We start from the raw sequence: 19,073 nt of genomic DNA, 5'->3' as shown, positions 1-19,073 counted from the left end.
TTTTATTCTTCTGTAATACGAATATCTCTAGGAATCGGAATTGTATCTACTTCTTTAAAATAATCAATCAACAGATTTCGAAGCTTATAATTCAAATCATATTTCTGAATATTTTTTGCAAAAAAACTCATGTTATCGCCGCCATTTGCCAAATAATCGTTTGTAGCAACATAATATGTTTTATTTACATCAAGTGGTTTACCCTGAATCATAATATTTTTTGCCGTATTGTCTTTTGCAATAGTAAAAGTCATTCCAGACAAAGGATGCGGTTTTTTCTCTCTTATAATATAAGAAGTAATCTCTAAAATTTGATCTCCTTTTAAAGCCAGGACAACCAGATTATTTTCAAAAGGCATAATTTCAAAAGCAGATCTTGTCGTTACATTTCCTTTTGGTAAAATTGCCCTGATACCGCCATGATTTAAAAAGCATAAATCAACATTTTTATTTTCGCGGGTTTTAAAAACTTTATTACCTCTCTCTAAACAAACATCGGCCAATAAATTTCCAATAGTGGTCTGCCATTTTCCTGTACTTTTGTCTAGAGTTTCAGGACAATAAGCAAGAACACTGTCTAAATCTTTATTAATATGATCTCGATAAGGCTTAATAAATTTCTCAATTTCGGGAGTTTGTGCACTATTTTCTGCAACAGGAAGCTGTTTTCCTTCTATCTTCGTTAAATTATAATTCTTGGTGCAGCAGGAAAATATTGAAATCAGTGTTAAGAATATAACAAAAAGTTTTAAAAATCGGTTATACTTTTTTAGTTTTACCATTTTAAATGCGGCTTAAATAATTAATTTTGTAATTCGTAAAAGTACTATGTTTTTAAATTATATAAAGGAATTTTTTGTAAAAAAATCATTAAAAAATAACTTAAAAACTATCAAAGACGAAGTTTTTACCAGTAATATACAAACCGTTGGTTTGTTGGTTGATGAGAGTGAATTTCGCCATTCTAAAGAGTTAATAAAAGAACTTTTGATAAATGGAATTGCTCCAGAAAACATAAAAGTTGCTGCGTACAGACGTAAGTTCGATAAGAAAAAAATGTATTCAAGACCTACTTTCGGTAAAAAACATATCGATTGGAGAGGGAAGGTTACAGAAGTTTTTTTAAATGAATTTATTGATACAGAATTTGATCTTTTGATTAGTTATTATGAAGAGGAAAACTCTATTTTAATGATGATAACAAGTAAATCAAAGGCAAAATTTAAAGTAGGATTTTCTTCAGTCGACGAAAAATTAAATCGATGGATGATTAATACTGCGATGGCTGAGTATAAACTTTTCATTACTGAATTGTTTAAGTATTTAAAAAGTATAAAATAAAATTATAAATCAAAATATGCAATCATTAATAGGAACTGGTGTTGCGCTTGTAACCCCATTTAAAAAAGACTTTTCAGTAGATATTGAAGCCTTGCAGCGTGTCGTTAACTTTTCGATTGATGGAGGAGTTGAATATCTTGTTGTTATGGGAACAACAGCAGAAAATGCTACCTTAACACAAGAAGAGAAAGAGTTAGTTATCAGCACCGTAATTGATGTTAATAAAGGAAGACTGCCATTGGTTCTTGGAGTTGGAGGAAATAACACCATGAAGATTGTTGAAGAATTAAAAACAAGAGATTTTTCTGCTTTTGAGGCGATACTTTCAGTTTCACCATATTATAACAAACCAACTCAGGAAGGTATTTATCAGCATTTTAAAGCAATTGCAGAAGCATCTCCAATTCCTGTAATATTATATAACGTTCCGGCAAGAACATCAAGCAATATGCTTCCTTCAACCGTGGTTCGTTTAGCAAATGATTTTAAAAACATCGTAGCAATAAAAGAAGCTGCGGGTGATATGGCACAGGCATTAAAACTTATAAAAAATGCACCAAAAGATTTTCTGGTAATTTCTGGAGACGATATGATTGCTTTGCCTATTGTTTTAGCTGGCGGTGCTGGTGTAATTTCAGTAATAGGACAAGGTTTTCCAAAAGAATTTTCAGAAATGATTCGCTTAGGACTCAATAAAAAAGCTGCTGAAGCGTTTAAAACACAATACTTTTTATCAGATTGTATTGATATGATTTTTGAACAGGGAAATCCTGCCGGAATCAAACAAATCTTTCAAGCTCTTGGTATTGCTGAGAATGTAGTTCGTTTACCACTGGTTTCTGTAGATGACGCTTTAGCGGCAAGATTAAATGAGTTTGTAAAAAACAGCATTAAATAATTGTTAAAGTGTTAGTATTATAAGATACTAAAAAATTATTTTGCAGTCGCTAAATTAATGACTAAATTTGCACCCGAAAGCTTCGGTGTGATTTTTACTTTGGCATAATGTCTAAGAAAATCATAATAAAAGTAAATAAATGAAAAAAATAGTATCTCTATTAATTGTTGTCGCCCTTTTTTGTTCTTGTAGTGATTACCAAAAGGCATTGAAAAATGAAGATGTTGCGGCAAAGTTCGAAGTGGCGACAAAAATGTACGAAGCGGGCAAGTATAATAAAGCAATTCGTCTTTTTGAACAATTAGCGCCAACATATAGAGGTAAACCTCAGGCTGAAAAACTTTTTTATATGTTTTCACAGTCTTATTACAAAACAAAACAATATTATCTGGCAGGATATCAGTTTGAAAGTTTTGTTTCAGGATATCCACGAAGCGAAAAAGTACAGGAATGTGCTTATTTAGGAGCTTACAGTTATTCAAAATTGTCTCCGGTTTACAGCTTAGACCAGACAGATACAGTAAAAGCCTTAGAAAAATTACAGGCATTTATTGATAACTATCCAAATTCTGAATATATCGCTCAGGCAAATGAAACTGTGCAGGTTTTGAATGGAAAATTAGAGAAAAAAGCATACGAAAATGCTAAAGGATACAATGAAATTTCAGATTATAAATCAGCTCTGGTAGCTTTTGATAATTTTATAGCTGATTTTCCGGGAACTCCTTTCAAAGAAGACGCTTTGTTTTACAAATATGATTCAGCATATAAGTTAGCAATAAACAGTGTTCCTGCAAAAATGGAAGAACGTTTAAATATTGCAAAAACAGCTTACGCAAACTTAATTAAGTTTAAAAGCGATACAAAATATAAAAAAGAGGCAGACGAAATGAATGCCAGAGTTGAAACGGATTTACAAAAATATACTAAATAAAAATAAGTCATGGATTTAAAAAAGACGAATGCTCCTGTTAACACAATAACTTACAATAAAACAGTTATTGAAGAGCCAACAGGAAATGTGTATGAAGCAATTACCATTATGGCTAAAAGAGCAAACCAGATTAATTCTGAAATTAAAAAAGAATTAACAGAGAAATTAGAAGAGTTTGCAACTTACAATGACAGTCTTGAAGAAGTTTTTGAAAATAAAGAACAAATCGAAGTTTCTAAATTTTACGAAAAATTACCAAAACCACACGCTTTAGCTGTTCAGGAATGGTTAGACGGAAAAACTTACCACAGAGGTTCAAACAAATAATATAGTATAATGTCAGTTTTAAACGGGAAAAAAATTTTACTGGGAGTCTCTGGTGGAATTGCAGCCTATAAAACAGCCTCATTAGTACGACTTTTTATAAAAGCAGGTGCACATGTCCAAGTGATAATGACACCTGCTTCTAAGGATTTTGTAACCCCGCTTACGTTATCTACGTTATCAAAAAATCCTGTACATTCCAGTTTCTTTAATCAGGATGATGAAGATGCTGTATGGAATAATCACGTTGAATTAGGCCTTTGGGCAGATTTGATGCTGATTGCTCCGGCAACAGCAAATACATTGTCAAAAATGGCAGTAGGAAATTGCGATAATCTTTTAATTGCAACATACTTATCGGCTAAATGTCCTGTTTATTTTGCTCCCGCAATGGACTTGGACATGTACAAACATCCCTCTACAATTTCTAGTTTTAATGCTTTAAAGAAATTCGGCAATACAATTATTCCTGCTGAAAAAGGAGAATTAGCAAGTGGTTTATCCGGAGAAGGCCGAATGGCTGAACCAGAAAATATTATAGCTTTTCTTGAAGCAGACTTAGAAAGTAAACTACCCCTTAAAGGAAAAAAAATACTAATTACTGCAGGTCCAACATACGAAGCAATAGATCCCGTACGTTTTATAGGAAATCATTCTTCTGGAAAAATGGGATTTGATATTGCAAATGCAGCCGCAAATCTTGGGGCTCAGGTTGTTTTAGTTTCGGGGCCAACACATTATAAAGCTAAAAATCCTTCGATTGAAGTTATAAATATAATGTCGGCGCAGGAAATGTACGATGCTTGTCACAAACATTTTAATGATAGTGATGCAGCAATTGCAGCAGCAGCCGTAGCAGATTACAGACCCAAAGAAGTTGCGTTACAAAAGATTAAGAAAAATGCAAGTGAGTTTTCGATTGAATTAGAGAAAACAAAAGACATTTTGTCCTCTTTAGGAGCTATTAAAAAAAATCAGTTTTTAATAGGCTTTGCCCTTGAAACAGAAAATGAAATTGAAAATGCTAAGCTGAAAATCCAGAAAAAAAACTTAGATTTGATAGTTCTAAATTCTTTGCAGGATGAAGGTGCCGGTTTTAAACAAGAAACCAATAAAGTAACATTTATTGATAAAAATTTTAATATCGAACCAATGGAATTAAAATCGAAAGAATTTGTAGCTGTCGATATTTTAAACAAAGTGGTTTCGCATTTTTCAAAATCATAAAGATTTAAAATATTTTATAAAAAGTAAGAATAGTTGTTCTATTTTTGCGGGTAATAAAATTTTATTTGTATGAACAAAATAGTTACACTTTTCGTATTTTTTATTTTTGGCTTTACTCAGGCGCAGCAGCTAAATTGTACAGTAACTATCAATACTGAAAGGCTTCCTACACCAAATCAGCAGGTTTTTAAAACGCTGCAGGCATCTTTGTCTGAATTTGTAAATAAAACAGACTGGACAGGATCAGGATCTGCTTTAAAACAGCATGAAAGAATTAATTGCTCAATGTATATTACATTGTCATCCTATAGTTCTGACCAGTTTACAGGAACTATTCAGGTGCAGTCTTCAAGATTAATTTACAATTCGACTTATTCTTCGCCAGTTCTAAATTTTAATGACAAAGACTTTAATTTTAGATACACAGAATACGAACCATTATTGTTCAATCCATCTGTTTTTGAATCGAATTTAGTATCTGTAGTATCTTTTTACAGTTACATAATTTTGGGTATGGACGCTGATACCTTTCAAAGTGGTGCCGGAAATCAATATTTTGAAACGGCTCAAAACATTGCAAGCGTTGCTCAGCAAGGCGGATTTAAAGGATGGAGTCAGACAGACGGACTTCAAAATCGTTATTATTTAATAACAGATATGCTTTCTCCAATGTATACTGATTTACGTCAGACAACTTTTTTATATCATACAGGTTTAGATACTATGAGCAATGATTTAAAAGGAGCAAAAGAAAAAGTAAAATCTTCTTTATTACTTATTGGAAAAGTTAATTCAGTTAGGCCAAATGCATTTTTAACCCGCGTATTTTTTGATGCAAAATCAGATGAAATAGTTTCTATTTTTTCCGGAGGCCCAAGTATTCCTGTTACAGACTTAACCGATATTTTGAATAGAGTTTCGCCTTTAAATAATTCAAAATGGTCGCAAATTAAGTTTTAAAAACTTAATTTTTTTTCCTTTCTTCGTAGCACTTTATTTTTATAATTTTCCTTTATGATAACTTCACTATCGATTAAAAATTATGCTCTAATTGAAAAGCTTTCTATTGATTTTTCAAAAGGTTTTTCTATAATTACAGGTGAAACAGGTGCAGGAAAATCGATTATTTTAGGAGCAATTGGACTTGTTTTAGGAAAAAGGGCAGATTTAACTTCATTAAAAAACAAAGAAGAAAAATGTGTTATTGAAGCACATTTTGAAATTTCTAAATACAGCTTAAAAGATTTTTTTGCAGAAAATGATCTCGATTATGAAGATGAAACCATAATTAGACGTGAAATTTTACCTTCAGGAAAATCAAGAGCGTTTATAAATGACAGTCCGGTAAACCTTCAGGAATTACAGGATTTGAGTCTTTTTTTAATCGATATACATTCGCAGCAGCAAACCCAGGAATTGTCTGATGAAACGGTTCAATTTAAAATAATTGATGCTATTGCTGATAATTTTGATACAATTCTAACCTATCAAAATCTATTAAAAGTTTATAAATCAGAGAAATCAAAATTAAATGCTTTATTAAAAAAACAAAGCGATTCAGGAAAAGAGCAGGAGTACAATACTTTTTTATTGAACGAATTGGTTTCGGCTAAATTAAAATCTGGAGAACAGGCAGAATTAGAAGCTGATTTTGAAAAACTGAATAACGTCGAAATTATAAAAGAGTCAATTGATAAATCGCTTGTAATTGCAAACGAAGAACAATTTGGAGTATTTCATAATCTTAATGAAATTAAAAACGCATTACAAAAGATTGCGCCTTTTTCAGCAGAATATCAAAATTTTTTTGAACGAATCACCAGTATTTCTATTGAATTTGATGATGTTTCAAAAGAATTGCAAAATGCTTCAGAAAAATTATTAAACGATCCGGAGCAATTAGAATTAGTAAGTCAAAAACTGCAGTTAATTTTTAATCTGCAAAAAAAACACCATGTTAATTCTGTAGACGAATTACTTCAAATTCAGGCAGATTTAGGAAATACACTTTTAGAATTAGATAATATCGAAGAAGAAATCGAAACCTTATCGAAATCAATCGAAGAAAAAGCAACAGAATTAGATGCTTTTGCATCAACAATTCATCAAAATAGAATAAATGCAATTCCGGTTTTATCAAATCAGCTAATATCGATTTTAGAAACATTAGGAATGCCAAATGTTCGTTTTAATATTGAACTTTTACCATCTGAAACTTATTTTCAAAACGGAAAAGACGAATTACAGTTCTTATTTTCAGCCAATAAAGGAACCGATTTTGGTTTATTGAAAAAAGTAGCGTCAGGCGGGGAAATGTCTCGTATTATGCTGGCAGTTAAAGCAATTTTAGCACAATACTCAAAATTACCAACCTTAATTTTTGATGAAATTGACACCGGAGTTTCGGGAGAAATTGCCATTAGAATGGGAGAGATTATGAAAGAAATGAGTGCCAAAATGCAGATTTTTGCGATCACACATTTACCGCAGATTGCAGCAAAAGGAGATTCGCACTTCAAAGTTTCTAAAGCCACAATAGGCGATCATACACAGTCAGAATTAAAGTTACTGTCTCAGGACGAAAGAGTTATAGAAATTGCTCAAATGTTATCTGGAGCAGTCGTTTCAGATTCGGCTTTAAATCACGCCAAGGCCTTGTTGAACTAAAGAAATACTTTATATTTGTCATCGAAAAATAATTAAACAAACATAAATAAATCGTCGTTTATCCTGATTAATGGCTGATTTATGAGTAAATAAAAAAAGTATGATTATAGAACCTAGAATGAGAGGATTTATTTGTTTGACTGCCCACCCAAAGGGAGCTGAGCAAAATGTTAAAAATCAAATTGAATATATCAAATCAAAAGGTGCAATTGCCGGAGCAAAAAAAGTATTAGTTATTGGTGCTTCAACAGGTTTCGGATTAGCTTCAAGAATCACAAGTGCTTTCGGATCAGATGCTGCTACAATTGGAGTATTTTTCGAAAAACCGCCGGTTGAAGGAAAAACAGCTTCACCAGGATGGTATAACTCTGCAGCTTTTGAAGCAGAAGCTCATAAAGCAGGTCTATATGCAAAAAGTATCAACGGAGATGCTTTTTCAAACGAAATAAAAAGAGAAACTTTAGATTTAATAAAAGCTGATTTAGGACAAGTAGACCTTGTAATTTACAGTTTAGCTTCTCCGGTTCGTACAAACCCTAATACAGGAGTTTTACACCGTTCAGTTTTAAAACCAATTGGGCAGACATTTACAAACAAAACAGTTGACTTTCATACAGGAAATGTAACTGAGGTTTCGATCGCTCCTGCAAACGAAGAAGATATTGAAAACACAGTCGCAGTAATGGGAGGTGAAGACTGGGCAATGTGGATTGATGCTTTAAAAAATGAAAATTTATTGGCAGAAGGTGCTGCAACAGTAGCTTATTCTTATATTGGGCCGGCATTAACAGAAGCAGTTTACCGTAAAGGAACAATTGGCCGTGCAAAAGACCATTTAGAAGCTACAGCATTTACTATTACTGATAACTTAAAATCTATTGGCGGAAAAGCTTATGTTTCTGTAAACAAAGCATTAGTTACACAAGCAAGTTCTGCAATTCCGGTTATTCCGTTATATATTTCTCTTTTATACAAAATCATGAAAGAAGAAGGTATTCACGAAGGATGTATCGAGCAGATTCAACGTTTGTTCCAGGATAGATTATACAACGGTTCTGAAGTTCCTGTTGATGAAAAAGGAAGAATTAGAATTGACGACTGGGAAATGCGTGACGATGTTCAGGCAAAAGTGGCTGAACTTTGGAAAGAAGCTGCAACAGAAACGTTACCGACTATTGGAGACTTAGCAGGTTACAGAAATGACTTCTTAAATTTATTTGGATTTGAATTTGCAGGAGTTGACTACAAAGCTGAAGCTAATGAAGTAGTTACTATTGACAGTATCAAATAAAAACATAAATCTTACAGTAAAAACCATCAACCAAAAGTTGATGGTTTTTTTATGAATATAACTATCTTTGCTGAAATTTTCAAAGTTTAAAATATTCCACTTAAAACCGCATTCCTGCTATGATTTTTTCTTTAATTATACCCGTGTATAATCGCCCGGACGAAGTTGATGAACTTTTAGAAAGTCTTACAAAATCTGATTATAATGAACCTTTTGAAATTGTTCTGGTTGAAGACGGATCATCGATTCCTTGTAAAGATGTTGTAATGAATTATGAAGGGAAATTGAATATCTCATATTATTTTAAACCAAATTCTGGTCCCGGCGATTCTAGAAATTTTGGGATGCAGAAAGCGAGAGGAGATTATTTTATCATTTTTGATTCTGATTGTATTATTCCACATAATTATTTAACTGAAGTTCGTAAAGCTTTAGATGAAAAATATGTGGACTGTTTTGGCGGGCCGGATAAAGCCTTGAAAAGTTTTTCGAACATTCAAAAAGCAATTAATTTTGCAATGACATCTTTTCTTACTACAGGAGGAATTCGCGGCGGTTCTGAAAAAATTAATAAATTCCAGCCAAGAAGTTTTAACATGGGAATTTCGAAGAAAGCTTTTGAAGCTTCAAAAGGCTTTGGAAATATTCATCCCGGCGAAGATCCCGACTTATCGATCCGTTTATGGAACTTAGGATTTGAAACCAGATTGTTTTCTGAGGCTTTTGTATATCATAAACGTAGAATTGACTGGGAAAAATTCTCAATTCAGGTAAAAAAATTCGGTATAGCCAGGCCAATATTAAACAGTTGGTATCCAGAACATAATAAGCTTACTTTTTTCTTTCCAACCATATTTATCATAGGCTTATTGATAGCTTTTTTACTATTAATTTTTAATATTGATATTTTATTACAATTATATTTTGTATATTTCGTTATTATTTTTCTTACAGCAAGTATTCAGAATAAAAGTATCAAAATTGGGTATTTATCGGTTATTGCTGTTTGGAAACAATTTTATGGTTACGGAACAGGTTTTTTGGAATCTTTTGTGAAAGTTATTTTACTAAAGAAGAAACCGCAAGAAGCTTTTCCTCGTATGTTTTTTAAAATATAATATGACAAAAATTATCGGCTTGACCGGCGGAATAGGAAGCGGTAAAACGACAATCACTGCTTTTTTTAAGGAAATGGGGGTTTCTGTTTACATCGCTGATGATGAAGCTAAAAAAATAATGCAGTCGGCAGAAATTATTACTGCAATAAAAAATGCTTTTGGAGAATCGCTCTTTGAAAATAATGTTTTAAACCGGGCAAAATTAGCTGATATTGTTTTTAATAATGCAGATAAATTAGAAGTTTTAAATTCGATTGTACATCCTGCGGTAAAAAAAGATTTTCAATTTTGGTTATCACAAAATAAAGATGAAGCTTTTGTAGTTTATGAAGCTGCCATTTTATTTGAAAGCGGCAAGTACAAAGAACTGGACTATATAATTACAGTTACTGCTCCTGAAGAATTAAGAATTGAGAGAGTGATGAAACGTGATAATACAACACGCGAACACGTTTTAAGCAGAATGAAAATGCAGTGGGATGATGAAAAACGAATTTCTTTGAGCAATTTTGTTATTAATAACAGTAATCTTAAAATTGCTAAAGAAGAAGTTGTTAAAATTCTTAAAATTTTGAATATAAAACAAAAACAGTCTTAAATGTTAATATTTGGTTAATGTATTATTTAGTATATTGTTAAAATATTAATTTTGTTTCGATGAATAAATTATTTTTTAGAATACTTGTTTTACTGATGAGCTTGTCCTTGATAGGGATAATTCTGGTGCAGGTATTTTGGTTTAACTCTTCATTTAAAAATAATGAAGAGCAGTTTAAATACCACGTTACCCAAGTTATCGGAAATGTTGCAGACAAACTTGAACAGCAAGAAGAATACAGTTTTTACGATAAATATAATCGCATAAAAGACAGTACAGGTAAAATTCCTAAAAAGGAAGATTTACTGGAAGTATTTTATGTGCAGAGAAATACAAAAACAAATAAAACAATAGTTTATTCTAATACGCTGACTTCTGAAGATTACGATATAAGCGGATCGCTTTTTAATAAAAAATTCAGTAGTGAGAGATTTAAGAATTTCAGCTCTAAAAGAGTAACCGAAGTTTATAATAACAATAACGGAATTGATAATAACAATTTAGGTCAAAGCATAATACCAGACCTTACAATTGAAAAATCAGGAAGTTTAGATATTTTAAATAAAGTTCAGCAGCAAATTCAGTATAAAGATATTGCATCCTTAACTCCAATTGAAGGAAGAATTACTAAAGATAAACTTTCTAAGCTTTTAAAGAAAGAATTACAAGAATACGGAGTTAAGACGAAGTTCGAATTTGGGATTTATAGCAGCGGTGTTCCAACTAAGATTAAATCAGATGGATTTCACTACGACAAAGAAGCGACATATAATATTCCGATATATACTGATAATGAAGGAAATAGCAGGTATGAATTGTCAGTTACTTTCCCTCATAAAAAGAAATTTTTGCTATCAGAATTATTAAGTATCACTATTCTGTCAATAGTTTTTACTTTAATTATAATAGTTGCTTATACAAGTGCCCTAAATCAATTATTGCGTCAAAAACATATTTCTGAAATCAAAACAGATTTTATTAATAATATGACACATGAGTTTAAAACTCCAATTGCAACAATAAATTTAGCACTGGATGCAATTAGAAATCCTAAAATTATTGAAGATAAAGACAAAGTCTATAGATATCTTCAAATGATAAGGGATGAAAATAAAAGAATGCATGCACAGGTTGAAAACGTTTTGCGTATTTCAAAATTAGAAAAACGAGAACTTGATATTACTAAAGAACCAACCGTGGTGACTGATGTAATTGACGATGCAATTGAGCATGTAAATCTTATTTTAGAAGATAGAAAAGGTACTGTAGTAAAACATTATAATGCAGCAAGAACGACTTGTTTAATCAATGAAGTTCATTTTACAAATGTTTTGGTAAATATTTTAGAAAATGCCATAAAATATTCTCCTGATACTCCTGAAATTGAAATTTTTACAGAGAATGTAAAAGACATGATTTTGATAAAAGTAAAAGATCATGGTTTAGGAATGAGTAAGATAGCTCAAAAACGAGTGTTTGAAAAGTTCTATAGAGAGCACACAGGAGATCTTCATAATGTAAAAGGACATGGTTTAGGTCTGGCATATGTAAAAAGAATTGTAGAGGATCACAATGGTCAAGTATATGTTGAAAGCGAAAAAGGAAAAGGTAGCACCTTTATAATAAAAATACCATTAATAAATTAAAATATGGAAAATACTAACAAAAGAATACTTTTAGTAGAAGATGACCTAAATTTTGGGGCGGTTCTTAAAGATTATCTAATGTTAAATGACTTTGAAGTTACTTTAGCTAAAAACGGTATGGAAGGTTTCGAAAAATTCAAGAAAGACGTTTACGATTTATGTATTCTTGATGTAATGATGCCTTATAAAGATGGTTATACTTTAGCAAAAGAAATTAGAGAAAAGAACAGCGAAGTGCCAATTATCTTCTTGACAGCAAAATCTATGAAAGAAGATGTATTAAAAGGATACAAAGCTGGTGCTGACGATTATTTAAATAAGCCTTTTGATTCAGAAGTTTTATTGATGAAAATCAAAGCGATTATTCAAAGAAAATCAGCTGATACAAAAGCAGAGCAAGTACAATTTGAATTTAATATTGGTAAATTCCATTTAAACTCAAAACTTAGATTCTTGACTTTCCAGGATGAAGAGCCAATTAAATTGTCTCCAAAAGAGAATGAATTGCTTAAAATGTTAATTCTTCATGAAAATGACTTAATGCCAAGAGAATTAGCTTTGACTAAAATCTGGAGAGATGACAACTACTTTACTTCAAGAAGTATGGACGTTTACATCGCTAAACTTAGGAAATACCTAAAATCTGATGAAGATGTTGAGATTCTTAACATTCACGGAGAAGGTTTCAGATTAGTTGTAAAAAGCAAAGTTTCTGAATAATAAATTCATCTAAAAACGATATAAAAGCTCTGAGTAATCAGGGCTTTTTTTATGTCCTAAAATTTGGTTTTAAATTTGCAACACAATCATGTAATTTCGACTGAAAGGAGAAATCGCACTCGTAAATCTGCAACGTAAGTCGCCAATCTTTGTCGATATACGCGTGCGATTTCTCCTTTCAGTCGAAATGACAAACACTAGATAAAATATTAAAATTTCTAATTTTATTTCTACATAATCTATTGCTTTCATTTTCAAAACAATAACTTCTTATTTGTTGAAGAATTTAAAGCTAAAAATATTTTTCATACAACTTTTCTGAAAAATAAATTTGGAAATTCAAAAAACAATTCTGAATATTTGCAGACGAAAAAAATAATAACCCTTTAAAAACGAAGAAAAATGTTTGTACTTACATCGACATCACAAAACTTCACACCAAACGGATTTGGTGCAGCACTTCTTCGTGGCTTATTTCAATCTTAGAAATACATTTTTAGATATATAAAAAAGCCCGAAGACATTTAGTTTCGGGCTTTTTTTATTCTAGACACTTCAAAATTTTCCCGAAAAATATTTTACAAACTATCCGAAAGGATAAAAAATCCGCATGCTTATTTCATTCTTGAATCCTTGATTGGTTTCAATTTGACTTGATTATGCATAAACATAATTATAAAAATTTATGGGAAATAAATTAACTGGTAAAGACCTGATTAAATTGGGTTTTCCAAAAAACAATTCAATAAATATCGCCTTAGGGCAGATAAACAGATATAGAAAAAGAGAAAAAAAGGAATCTATTTTAACAGAGGCGAAAGACGTTCTGTTGAATCCTGAAAAATTTGAAGGCCACGGAACTTGGGGAAAAGTTGCTGAAGGTTTGATAAAACCGGTTCAGGTAAGAATGCATCAGCTTAAATCAACAAGGGCTCCTTTTACGATTTTTGGAGAAAATGAAATTGACCAGCAGGCAAAATTTCAATTGTATGATTCGTTGAAACTGCCAATTTCAGTAGCCGGAGCTTTAATGCCGGATGCACATTCAGGATATGGACTGCCAATTGGCGGAGTTTTAGCAACAGATAACGCTGTGATTCCGTACGGAGTTGGAGTTGACATTGGATGCCGAATGAGCCTTTCAATTTTTGATTTGCCGGCGTCGCATTTCAAAGGAAAAGAACATCAGTTAGAAGCAATTTTAAAAGACAATACAAAATTCGGGATGAATGAAACACACGCTTCAAGAGTAGATCATGAAGTTTTTCATAAAAGTGAATTTCAGGATATTCCGCTGCTAAAGAATCTTTTACCAAAAGCTTATAAACAATTAGGAAGTTCAGGCGGAGGGAACCATTTTGTTGAATTTGGAATTGCTAAAATTGAAAATCCGGAGAATGATTGGAAGCTTGAAAAAGGCGAGTATTTCGCCGTTCTTTCACATAGTGGTTCTCGTGGTTTAGGTGCAAATATTGCGAAGCATTATACCTACTTGGCAGCAAAACAATGTCCGTTACCAAAAAATGTACAGCATTTAGCCTGGCTGGATTTGAATACACATGATGGTCAGGAATATTGGCTGGCAATGAATTTAGCTGGAGAATATGCAAAAGCCTGTCACGATGATATTCATAGACGAATTGCTAAAGCGATTGGGAAAAGGATAGTGGTTACAATTGAAAACCATCACAATTTTGCATGGAAAGAAATGGTAAACGGTCAGGAATGTATTGTGCACAGAAAAGGAGCAACGCCAGCAGCAGAAGGGCAATTGGGAATTATTCCAGGCTCAATGACTGCACCGGGTTACATTGTGAAGGGTAAAGGAAACGCAGAAAGTTTAAATTCTGCTTCGCATGGTGCCGGACGATTGTTTTCGAGAGCGAAATGCAAAAGCACTTTTACGCAAAGCGAAATCAAAAAGGTTTTGAAAGCCAATGATGTAACATTGATTGGAGGAAATATTGATGAAACTCCAATGGCATACAAAGACATTACAAAAGTAATGGCAAACCAAACCGATTTGGTCGAAGTCTTAGGAACTTTTACGCCGAAGATTGTTAGAATGGATCGCTAAAAGAGATTTAAAATGGAAAAAATAATTCAAATAACAGCGGGTCGCGGACCTGCAGAATGTACTTGGGTTGTCGCCCAAGTGCTTAAAAAAGTGTTAGAAGAAGCGCAAGAGCAGCAATTAGATGTTGTGCTGCTTCAACGGGAAGTTGGAGAAGAAAACGGAACGATTGAAACAGCTTCAATTTCGATAAAAGGAAAAAATGCTGTCCAATTTGTAAAATCCTGGGTTGGAACAATTCAATGGATTGGTCAGAGTCAGTTTAGGAAAATGCACAAACGCAAGAACTGGTTTATTGGAATTTTTGAAATCGAAGTGCAAAAAAATGCATCAGTTTCAGAAAATGATATTCAATATCAGGCAATGCGTAGTTCGGGCGCTGGCGGCCAGCATGTAAATAAAGTGAGTTCGGCAATTAGGGCGACGCATATTCCAACAGGAATTGCAGTTGTTTCTATGGACAGCCGCTCGCAGCATCAAAACAAAAAACTGGCAACAGAAAGATTATTAAAAAAACTAGAAGATGAGAAACTGGTTCAGCTTAAAAATCACGTGGGCAAACAATGGGAAAATCAGCTCAATATTGAGCGTGGCAACCCTGTGAGGGTCTTTACCGGGAGTGATTTTAAAAAGAACAAAGTAGAGAAAAGTTACAAAGGAACTCGTCAGAAATTAAAAAACGATTTACGAAATGAGCATAATTAAAAAGCTGGTCGTAAAAAACAATGATGATATGCGAATTATATGTGACCAAAAAAAACAATAAATATCAACACATAAAATGAAAACAATTGATAAATACCTTTTTCAGGCTTTGGATAACTATCCGTTTTCGCTTGAAGAAACAATTGAATCTTTAGATTATGCTTTTTCTTATGATGCAAAAAATACAATGGTTTTGTGCTTGTACGGAAGAATTCAGGCAGAACAGTTAATGAATTATGATGAGGCTAAATCCTATTTTCAGGAAGCTTTATCGATTAATATTCATGCGCTTGAAGTTTATCCGTATTATTTGCAGACTTTAATTTTGAACGAAGATTATGAAGAAGCACAAAAATTAATTGATTTTGCTTTAACGATAAAAGGAATTAATAAATCTGATATTTACGTTAAAAAAGCGATTTTATTTGAAGCACAGAATGAGTTTAAGAAAGCTTTGAAGGAAATTAAAAATGCTAAGCTTCATTCTTTACAATTTGCATACGAATGTAATATTAGCGATGTAGAGAAAAGAATTGAAGGCAAAATTGATTTACTAAAGAAGAAAAAGAAATCTAAAAAAGATTCTAAAAAGAAATCGAAATGATTTTGATAAAAAAACGATGCAATTTGCATCGTTTTTTTATTTAGTATAAGTTCCTGCAAGGTTTTCAAAACCTTGTAGGTTTGTTATTTAGATATTAATATCGAAATTTGAGTAAAACGCTTGCAAATGTAAATACCTACAAGGTTTTGAAAACCTTGCAGGAATGAAATAGCCGTTTATTTCCAATGTAATTCTAACGCAAAGCAAGTTTTTTCACCTTTTGTAATGCTGAATGTTGCTGTTGTATGATCATCGTCTTCGCTTTCATGAATTACAACATTATCTTTTAGCGAAAGCTCTTTCATAAAGTTCATTTCGAAGCTTTTAACTTCTTGTTTCAGGATTCTTTTTGGGTCAACGTGATCAAGACACCATTCCAGATATTTTACATTATTTACGTGATTTACAATGTCTAAATCAGATAAATAAACTATTTTTTGAAAAACAGCTTCTTTTTCGTGATTGATGTTTATTTTAGAAAAACCTTCTTCTGTAGCTCTGGTTTCAGGGAATAATTCAAAATGTTCGTAAGGTAAAGCCAAAGCTTCCGGACGGCGTAATTGTGTATTGAAAACGGCCCAATACGTTTCGCAGCCTACGATTTTTTTTCCGTTTACATACATTTCCAACGCACGGACCGAGCGTGAATTTTCCAGACTGTTGATCCATGTTTTTACGGTTACAACATCCTGCCATTTTGGTAAAGAGTGAACTTCAACGCGCATTCGGCTTAAAACCCAGGCTTGGTGAAATTCCTGCATATCATAAAAACTAATTCCCCCAATTTCTGAATGCGCTGCGGCGGTTAATTGTAAAATATTACACAAATCGGTATATTTTAAAAAACCAGTTGGGGTGCATTGTGTGAAATTGATTTCCCAGTCCTTAGTTAAAACTGATGTGAAATTTGGAGATATTGGCATTTTATTATTTTAGATTTTAGATTGTTGAGTTTAGATTTTTTCTATTAGAGAATAGAATAAAGAGTATAGAAAAAAGATTTTTGATTTTACTTTAGAAGATTTTCTATGTAATCTATAATTTCTTTTCTATCTGCTGCATAATCAAACCATTTTGTGTTTTCATTTCTCTTGAACCACGTTAATTGCCTTTTGGAGAATCTTCTTGTGTTTTTCTTGATTTCTTCTATGGCAAATGGTAATGTGAATTCTCTATCAAAATAACTAAATAATTCTCTATAACCAACGGTTTGAAGCGCATTTAACGCTTTATTAGGATACAAGGTTTTTGCTTCTTCTAGTAAACCTTCATTCATCATAATGTCAACACGCTGATTGATTCGGTTGTAAATAACTTCTCTGTCTGCATCTAAACCTATTAAAATAGGAGTGAAGTCCCGATTGTTTTTCTTTTGATTTAAAAATGACGAATACGGTTTTTGTGCTCCAATGCAAACTTCTACAAAACGCATCATTCGCTGCGGGTTTTGCAATGTTTGTGAATTTTCGACTGTTATTTTTTGATAATATTCCGGATCTAAGTTTTTTAATTGTTCCTGAAGATATTCAATTCCTAGTTTTTCGTAATTTGAATTTACTTGAGAACGAACTTGCGGATCAATTTCCGGAAATTCGTCAAAGCCTTTTAAAATTGCATCAACATATAGGCCTGATCCTCCAATAAGAATTACAAAGTCATTGGTTTGAAATAGTTCTTCGATCTTGGCTAAAGCTTCTTTTTCGTAATCGCCAACGGTGTAATTTTCAAAGATGGATTTATTTTGAATGAAATGATGTTTGGCAGCATTTAATTCGTCTTGATTTGGAACCGCTGTTCCAATTGTCATTTCTTTAAAAAACTGACGGCTGTCGCAAGAAACGATTTCGCATTTAAAATGCTGTGCCAAAGCAATACTTAAGGCTGTTTTGCCTATAGCTGTTGGTCCGACAATGGTGATTAGGTATTTCATATTTTTTAGCCCAGATGGAAATGGAAACCCCGGACTTATATTTGTTCGTTTTTTTGGTATAAAAGAGCGACCGGCGGAAGCTCCTTTTATGCCTTAAAAAAACAACAAAGATAAGGAGGAGTTGGAATGTACAGATGGATTAGCTCCATAAATTAATTAATTTGCAATTGAGTTCCGCATTCGCAGCAGTATTTGGCGTTATCAAAATGGACTTGCGACTGGCATTTTTTGCATGTTTTTTTAATGTTTACGGAACTGCTTCTCAGGCTGCTTTTTGCAAATTCTGCCGTTACAATTCCGGTTGGAACGGCAATGATTCCGTAACCTAAAATCATTACTAGTGCAGCAATAAACTGTCCTAAAGGTGATTGAGGCGAAATATCTCCATACCCTACTGTTGTTAAGGTTACTATTGTCCAGTAAATTCCCATTGGAATACTGGTAAATCCTGATTCTTTACCTTCGACTAAGTACATAATTGTACCAATGATTACGGTACTGATGAGTACAAAATAGATGAATACTAAAATTTTCTCTTTACTGGCTTCGATTGCATCCCGAAGCTGTGCCGATTGATGAGAAATTTGCGGAATATGTAATATTTTGAACAATCTGAAAAAACGTAATGCTCTGACAACAGATAAGACGCTTGCACCTGGAAAAAATATTGATAAATACATAGGCAATACGGCAAGTAAATCGATGATTCCGTAAAAGCTGAAAACGTATTTAACAGGTTTTTGAATTGAGATGATTCTTAAAATATATTCGATTGTGAAAAAGACAGTTATAATCCATTCGCAGATAATAAGCTGTTGATGGTATTTTTGATTAATCCCTTCAACGGTTTCCATCATAATTAAAAGAACACTTAATAAAATTAAACCTAAAAGAACCAAATCAAACATTCGGCCCAAAATGGTGTTGGTGCCATACAGGATAATTTTGATTTTTTCTCTAAAGATTTCGTATTTTGATTTTCTGTTTTTCATATCT

At 32.5% G+C, this 19,073-nt stretch carries 19 protein-coding genes; 15 read left to right on the top strand and 4 right to left on the bottom strand.

What is annotated here, in order from left to right; translation table 11 throughout:
- Positions 1-2 precede the first annotated feature (2 nt).
- Positions 3-782, bottom strand: a complete 780-nt coding sequence (locus LUU93_RS15755) for a 5'-nucleotidase C-terminal domain-containing protein (RefSeq protein WP_232682134.1) — start codon at positions 780-782, stop codon at positions 3-5.
- A 46-nt stretch (positions 783-828) separates the two neighbouring features.
- On the opposite strand from LUU93_RS15755, the gene LUU93_RS15750 reads away from it, so the two are divergent.
- From LUU93_RS15750 to LUU93_RS15680, 15 genes are all read left to right on the top strand, one after another.
- On the top strand, positions 829-1,341 hold the full coding sequence (locus LUU93_RS15750) for a DUF6913 domain-containing protein (protein ID WP_232682133.1): 513 nt from the start codon (positions 829-831) through the stop codon (positions 1,339-1,341).
- Positions 1,342-1,357: 16 nt separating this feature from the next.
- Complete coding sequence (gene dapA, locus LUU93_RS15745; RefSeq protein ID WP_232682132.1) at positions 1,358-2,239, top strand: 4-hydroxy-tetrahydrodipicolinate synthase; 882 nt, start codon at positions 1,358-1,360, stop codon at positions 2,237-2,239.
- Positions 2,240-2,378: 139 nt separating this feature from the next.
- Positions 2,379-3,173 carry an outer membrane protein assembly factor BamD gene (locus LUU93_RS15740; RefSeq protein WP_232682131.1) on the top strand — a complete coding sequence of 265 codons (795 nt, stop codon included), beginning with the start codon at positions 2,379-2,381 and terminating at the stop codon, positions 3,171-3,173.
- A 9-nt stretch (positions 3,174-3,182) separates the two neighbouring features.
- Positions 3,183-3,500 (top strand): DNA-directed RNA polymerase subunit omega, encoded by a 318-nt coding sequence (locus LUU93_RS15735; protein ID WP_007807938.1) that lies wholly within the window; start codon positions 3,183-3,185, stop codon positions 3,498-3,500.
- 9 nt (positions 3,501-3,509) lie between these two features.
- On the top strand, positions 3,510-4,724 hold the full coding sequence (gene coaBC, locus LUU93_RS15730) for a bifunctional phosphopantothenoylcysteine decarboxylase/phosphopantothenate--cysteine ligase CoaBC (protein WP_232682130.1): 1,215 nt from the start codon (positions 3,510-3,512) through the stop codon (positions 4,722-4,724).
- A gap of 69 nt (positions 4,725-4,793) precedes the next feature.
- Entirely contained in the window at positions 4,794-5,684 is an 891-nt protein-coding gene (gene porD, locus LUU93_RS15725) for a type IX secretion system protein PorD (protein WP_232682128.1), read from the top strand.
- A gap of 54 nt (positions 5,685-5,738) precedes the next feature.
- Positions 5,739-7,391 (top strand): DNA repair protein RecN, encoded by a 1,653-nt coding sequence (recN, locus tag LUU93_RS15720; RefSeq protein ID WP_232682127.1) that lies wholly within the window; start codon positions 5,739-5,741, stop codon positions 7,389-7,391.
- 100 nt (positions 7,392-7,491) lie between these two features.
- Positions 7,492-8,682 carry an enoyl-ACP reductase FabV gene (fabV, locus tag LUU93_RS15715; RefSeq protein WP_232682126.1) on the top strand — a complete coding sequence of 397 codons (1,191 nt, stop codon included), beginning with the start codon at positions 7,492-7,494 and terminating at the stop codon, positions 8,680-8,682.
- A gap of 119 nt (positions 8,683-8,801) precedes the next feature.
- On the top strand, positions 8,802-9,800 hold the full coding sequence (locus tag LUU93_RS15710; RefSeq protein ID WP_232682125.1) for a glycosyltransferase family 2 protein: 999 nt from the start codon (positions 8,802-8,804) through the stop codon (positions 9,798-9,800).
- Position 9,801: 1 nt separating this feature from the next.
- On the top strand, positions 9,802-10,398 hold the full coding sequence (gene coaE / locus LUU93_RS15705) for a dephospho-CoA kinase (protein ID WP_232682124.1): 597 nt from the start codon (positions 9,802-9,804) through the stop codon (positions 10,396-10,398).
- Positions 10,399-10,457: 59 nt separating this feature from the next.
- Positions 10,458-12,044, top strand: coding sequence for a sensor histidine kinase (locus LUU93_RS15700; RefSeq protein WP_232682123.1), 1,587 nt, complete (start codon positions 10,458-10,460; stop codon positions 12,042-12,044).
- A gap of 3 nt (positions 12,045-12,047) precedes the next feature.
- Positions 12,048-12,764: a response regulator transcription factor gene (locus tag LUU93_RS15695; RefSeq protein ID WP_012025443.1), complete on the top strand. Its 717-nt coding sequence runs from the start codon at positions 12,048-12,050 to the stop codon at positions 12,762-12,764.
- Positions 12,765-13,449: 685 nt separating this feature from the next.
- A complete protein-coding gene (locus LUU93_RS15690; RefSeq protein WP_232682122.1) occupies positions 13,450-14,841 on the top strand; it encodes an RtcB family protein in 1,392 nt (463 codons plus the stop codon).
- Positions 14,842-14,853: 12 nt separating this feature from the next.
- On the top strand, positions 14,854-15,543 hold the full coding sequence (prfH, locus tag LUU93_RS15685) for a peptide chain release factor H (RefSeq protein WP_232682119.1): 690 nt from the start codon (positions 14,854-14,856) through the stop codon (positions 15,541-15,543).
- 76 nt (positions 15,544-15,619) lie between these two features.
- A complete protein-coding gene (locus tag LUU93_RS15680; protein ID WP_232682118.1) occupies positions 15,620-16,147 on the top strand; it encodes a tetratricopeptide repeat protein in 528 nt (175 codons plus the stop codon).
- A gap of 176 nt (positions 16,148-16,323) precedes the next feature.
- Here the strand turns inward: LUU93_RS15680 and LUU93_RS15675 are convergent, their stop codons facing one another.
- The 3 genes from LUU93_RS15675 to LUU93_RS15665 all read right to left on the bottom strand — a co-directional run bounded on the left by LUU93_RS15675 (position 16,324) and on the right by LUU93_RS15665 (position 19,069).
- Positions 16,324-17,070, bottom strand: a complete 747-nt coding sequence (locus LUU93_RS15675; protein ID WP_232682117.1) for an acyl-[acyl-carrier-protein] thioesterase — start codon at positions 17,068-17,070, stop codon at positions 16,324-16,326.
- 86 nt (positions 17,071-17,156) lie between these two features.
- Complete coding sequence (miaA, locus tag LUU93_RS15670; RefSeq protein ID WP_232682116.1) at positions 17,157-18,077, bottom strand: tRNA (adenosine(37)-N6)-dimethylallyltransferase MiaA; 921 nt, start codon at positions 18,075-18,077, stop codon at positions 17,157-17,159.
- A gap of 152 nt (positions 18,078-18,229) precedes the next feature.
- Positions 18,230-19,069, bottom strand: coding sequence for an ion transporter (locus LUU93_RS15665; RefSeq protein ID WP_232682114.1), 840 nt, complete (start codon positions 19,067-19,069; stop codon positions 18,230-18,232).
- Positions 19,070-19,073: the final 4 nt, after the last annotated feature.

Source organism: Flavobacterium soyae (assembly GCF_021245985.1).
Lineage (GTDB): Bacteria > Bacteroidota > Bacteroidia > Flavobacteriales > Flavobacteriaceae > Flavobacterium > Flavobacterium soyae.
The sequence above is the reverse complement of the archived record's forward strand: the minus strand, read 5'-3'. Positions and strand labels throughout refer to the sequence as shown.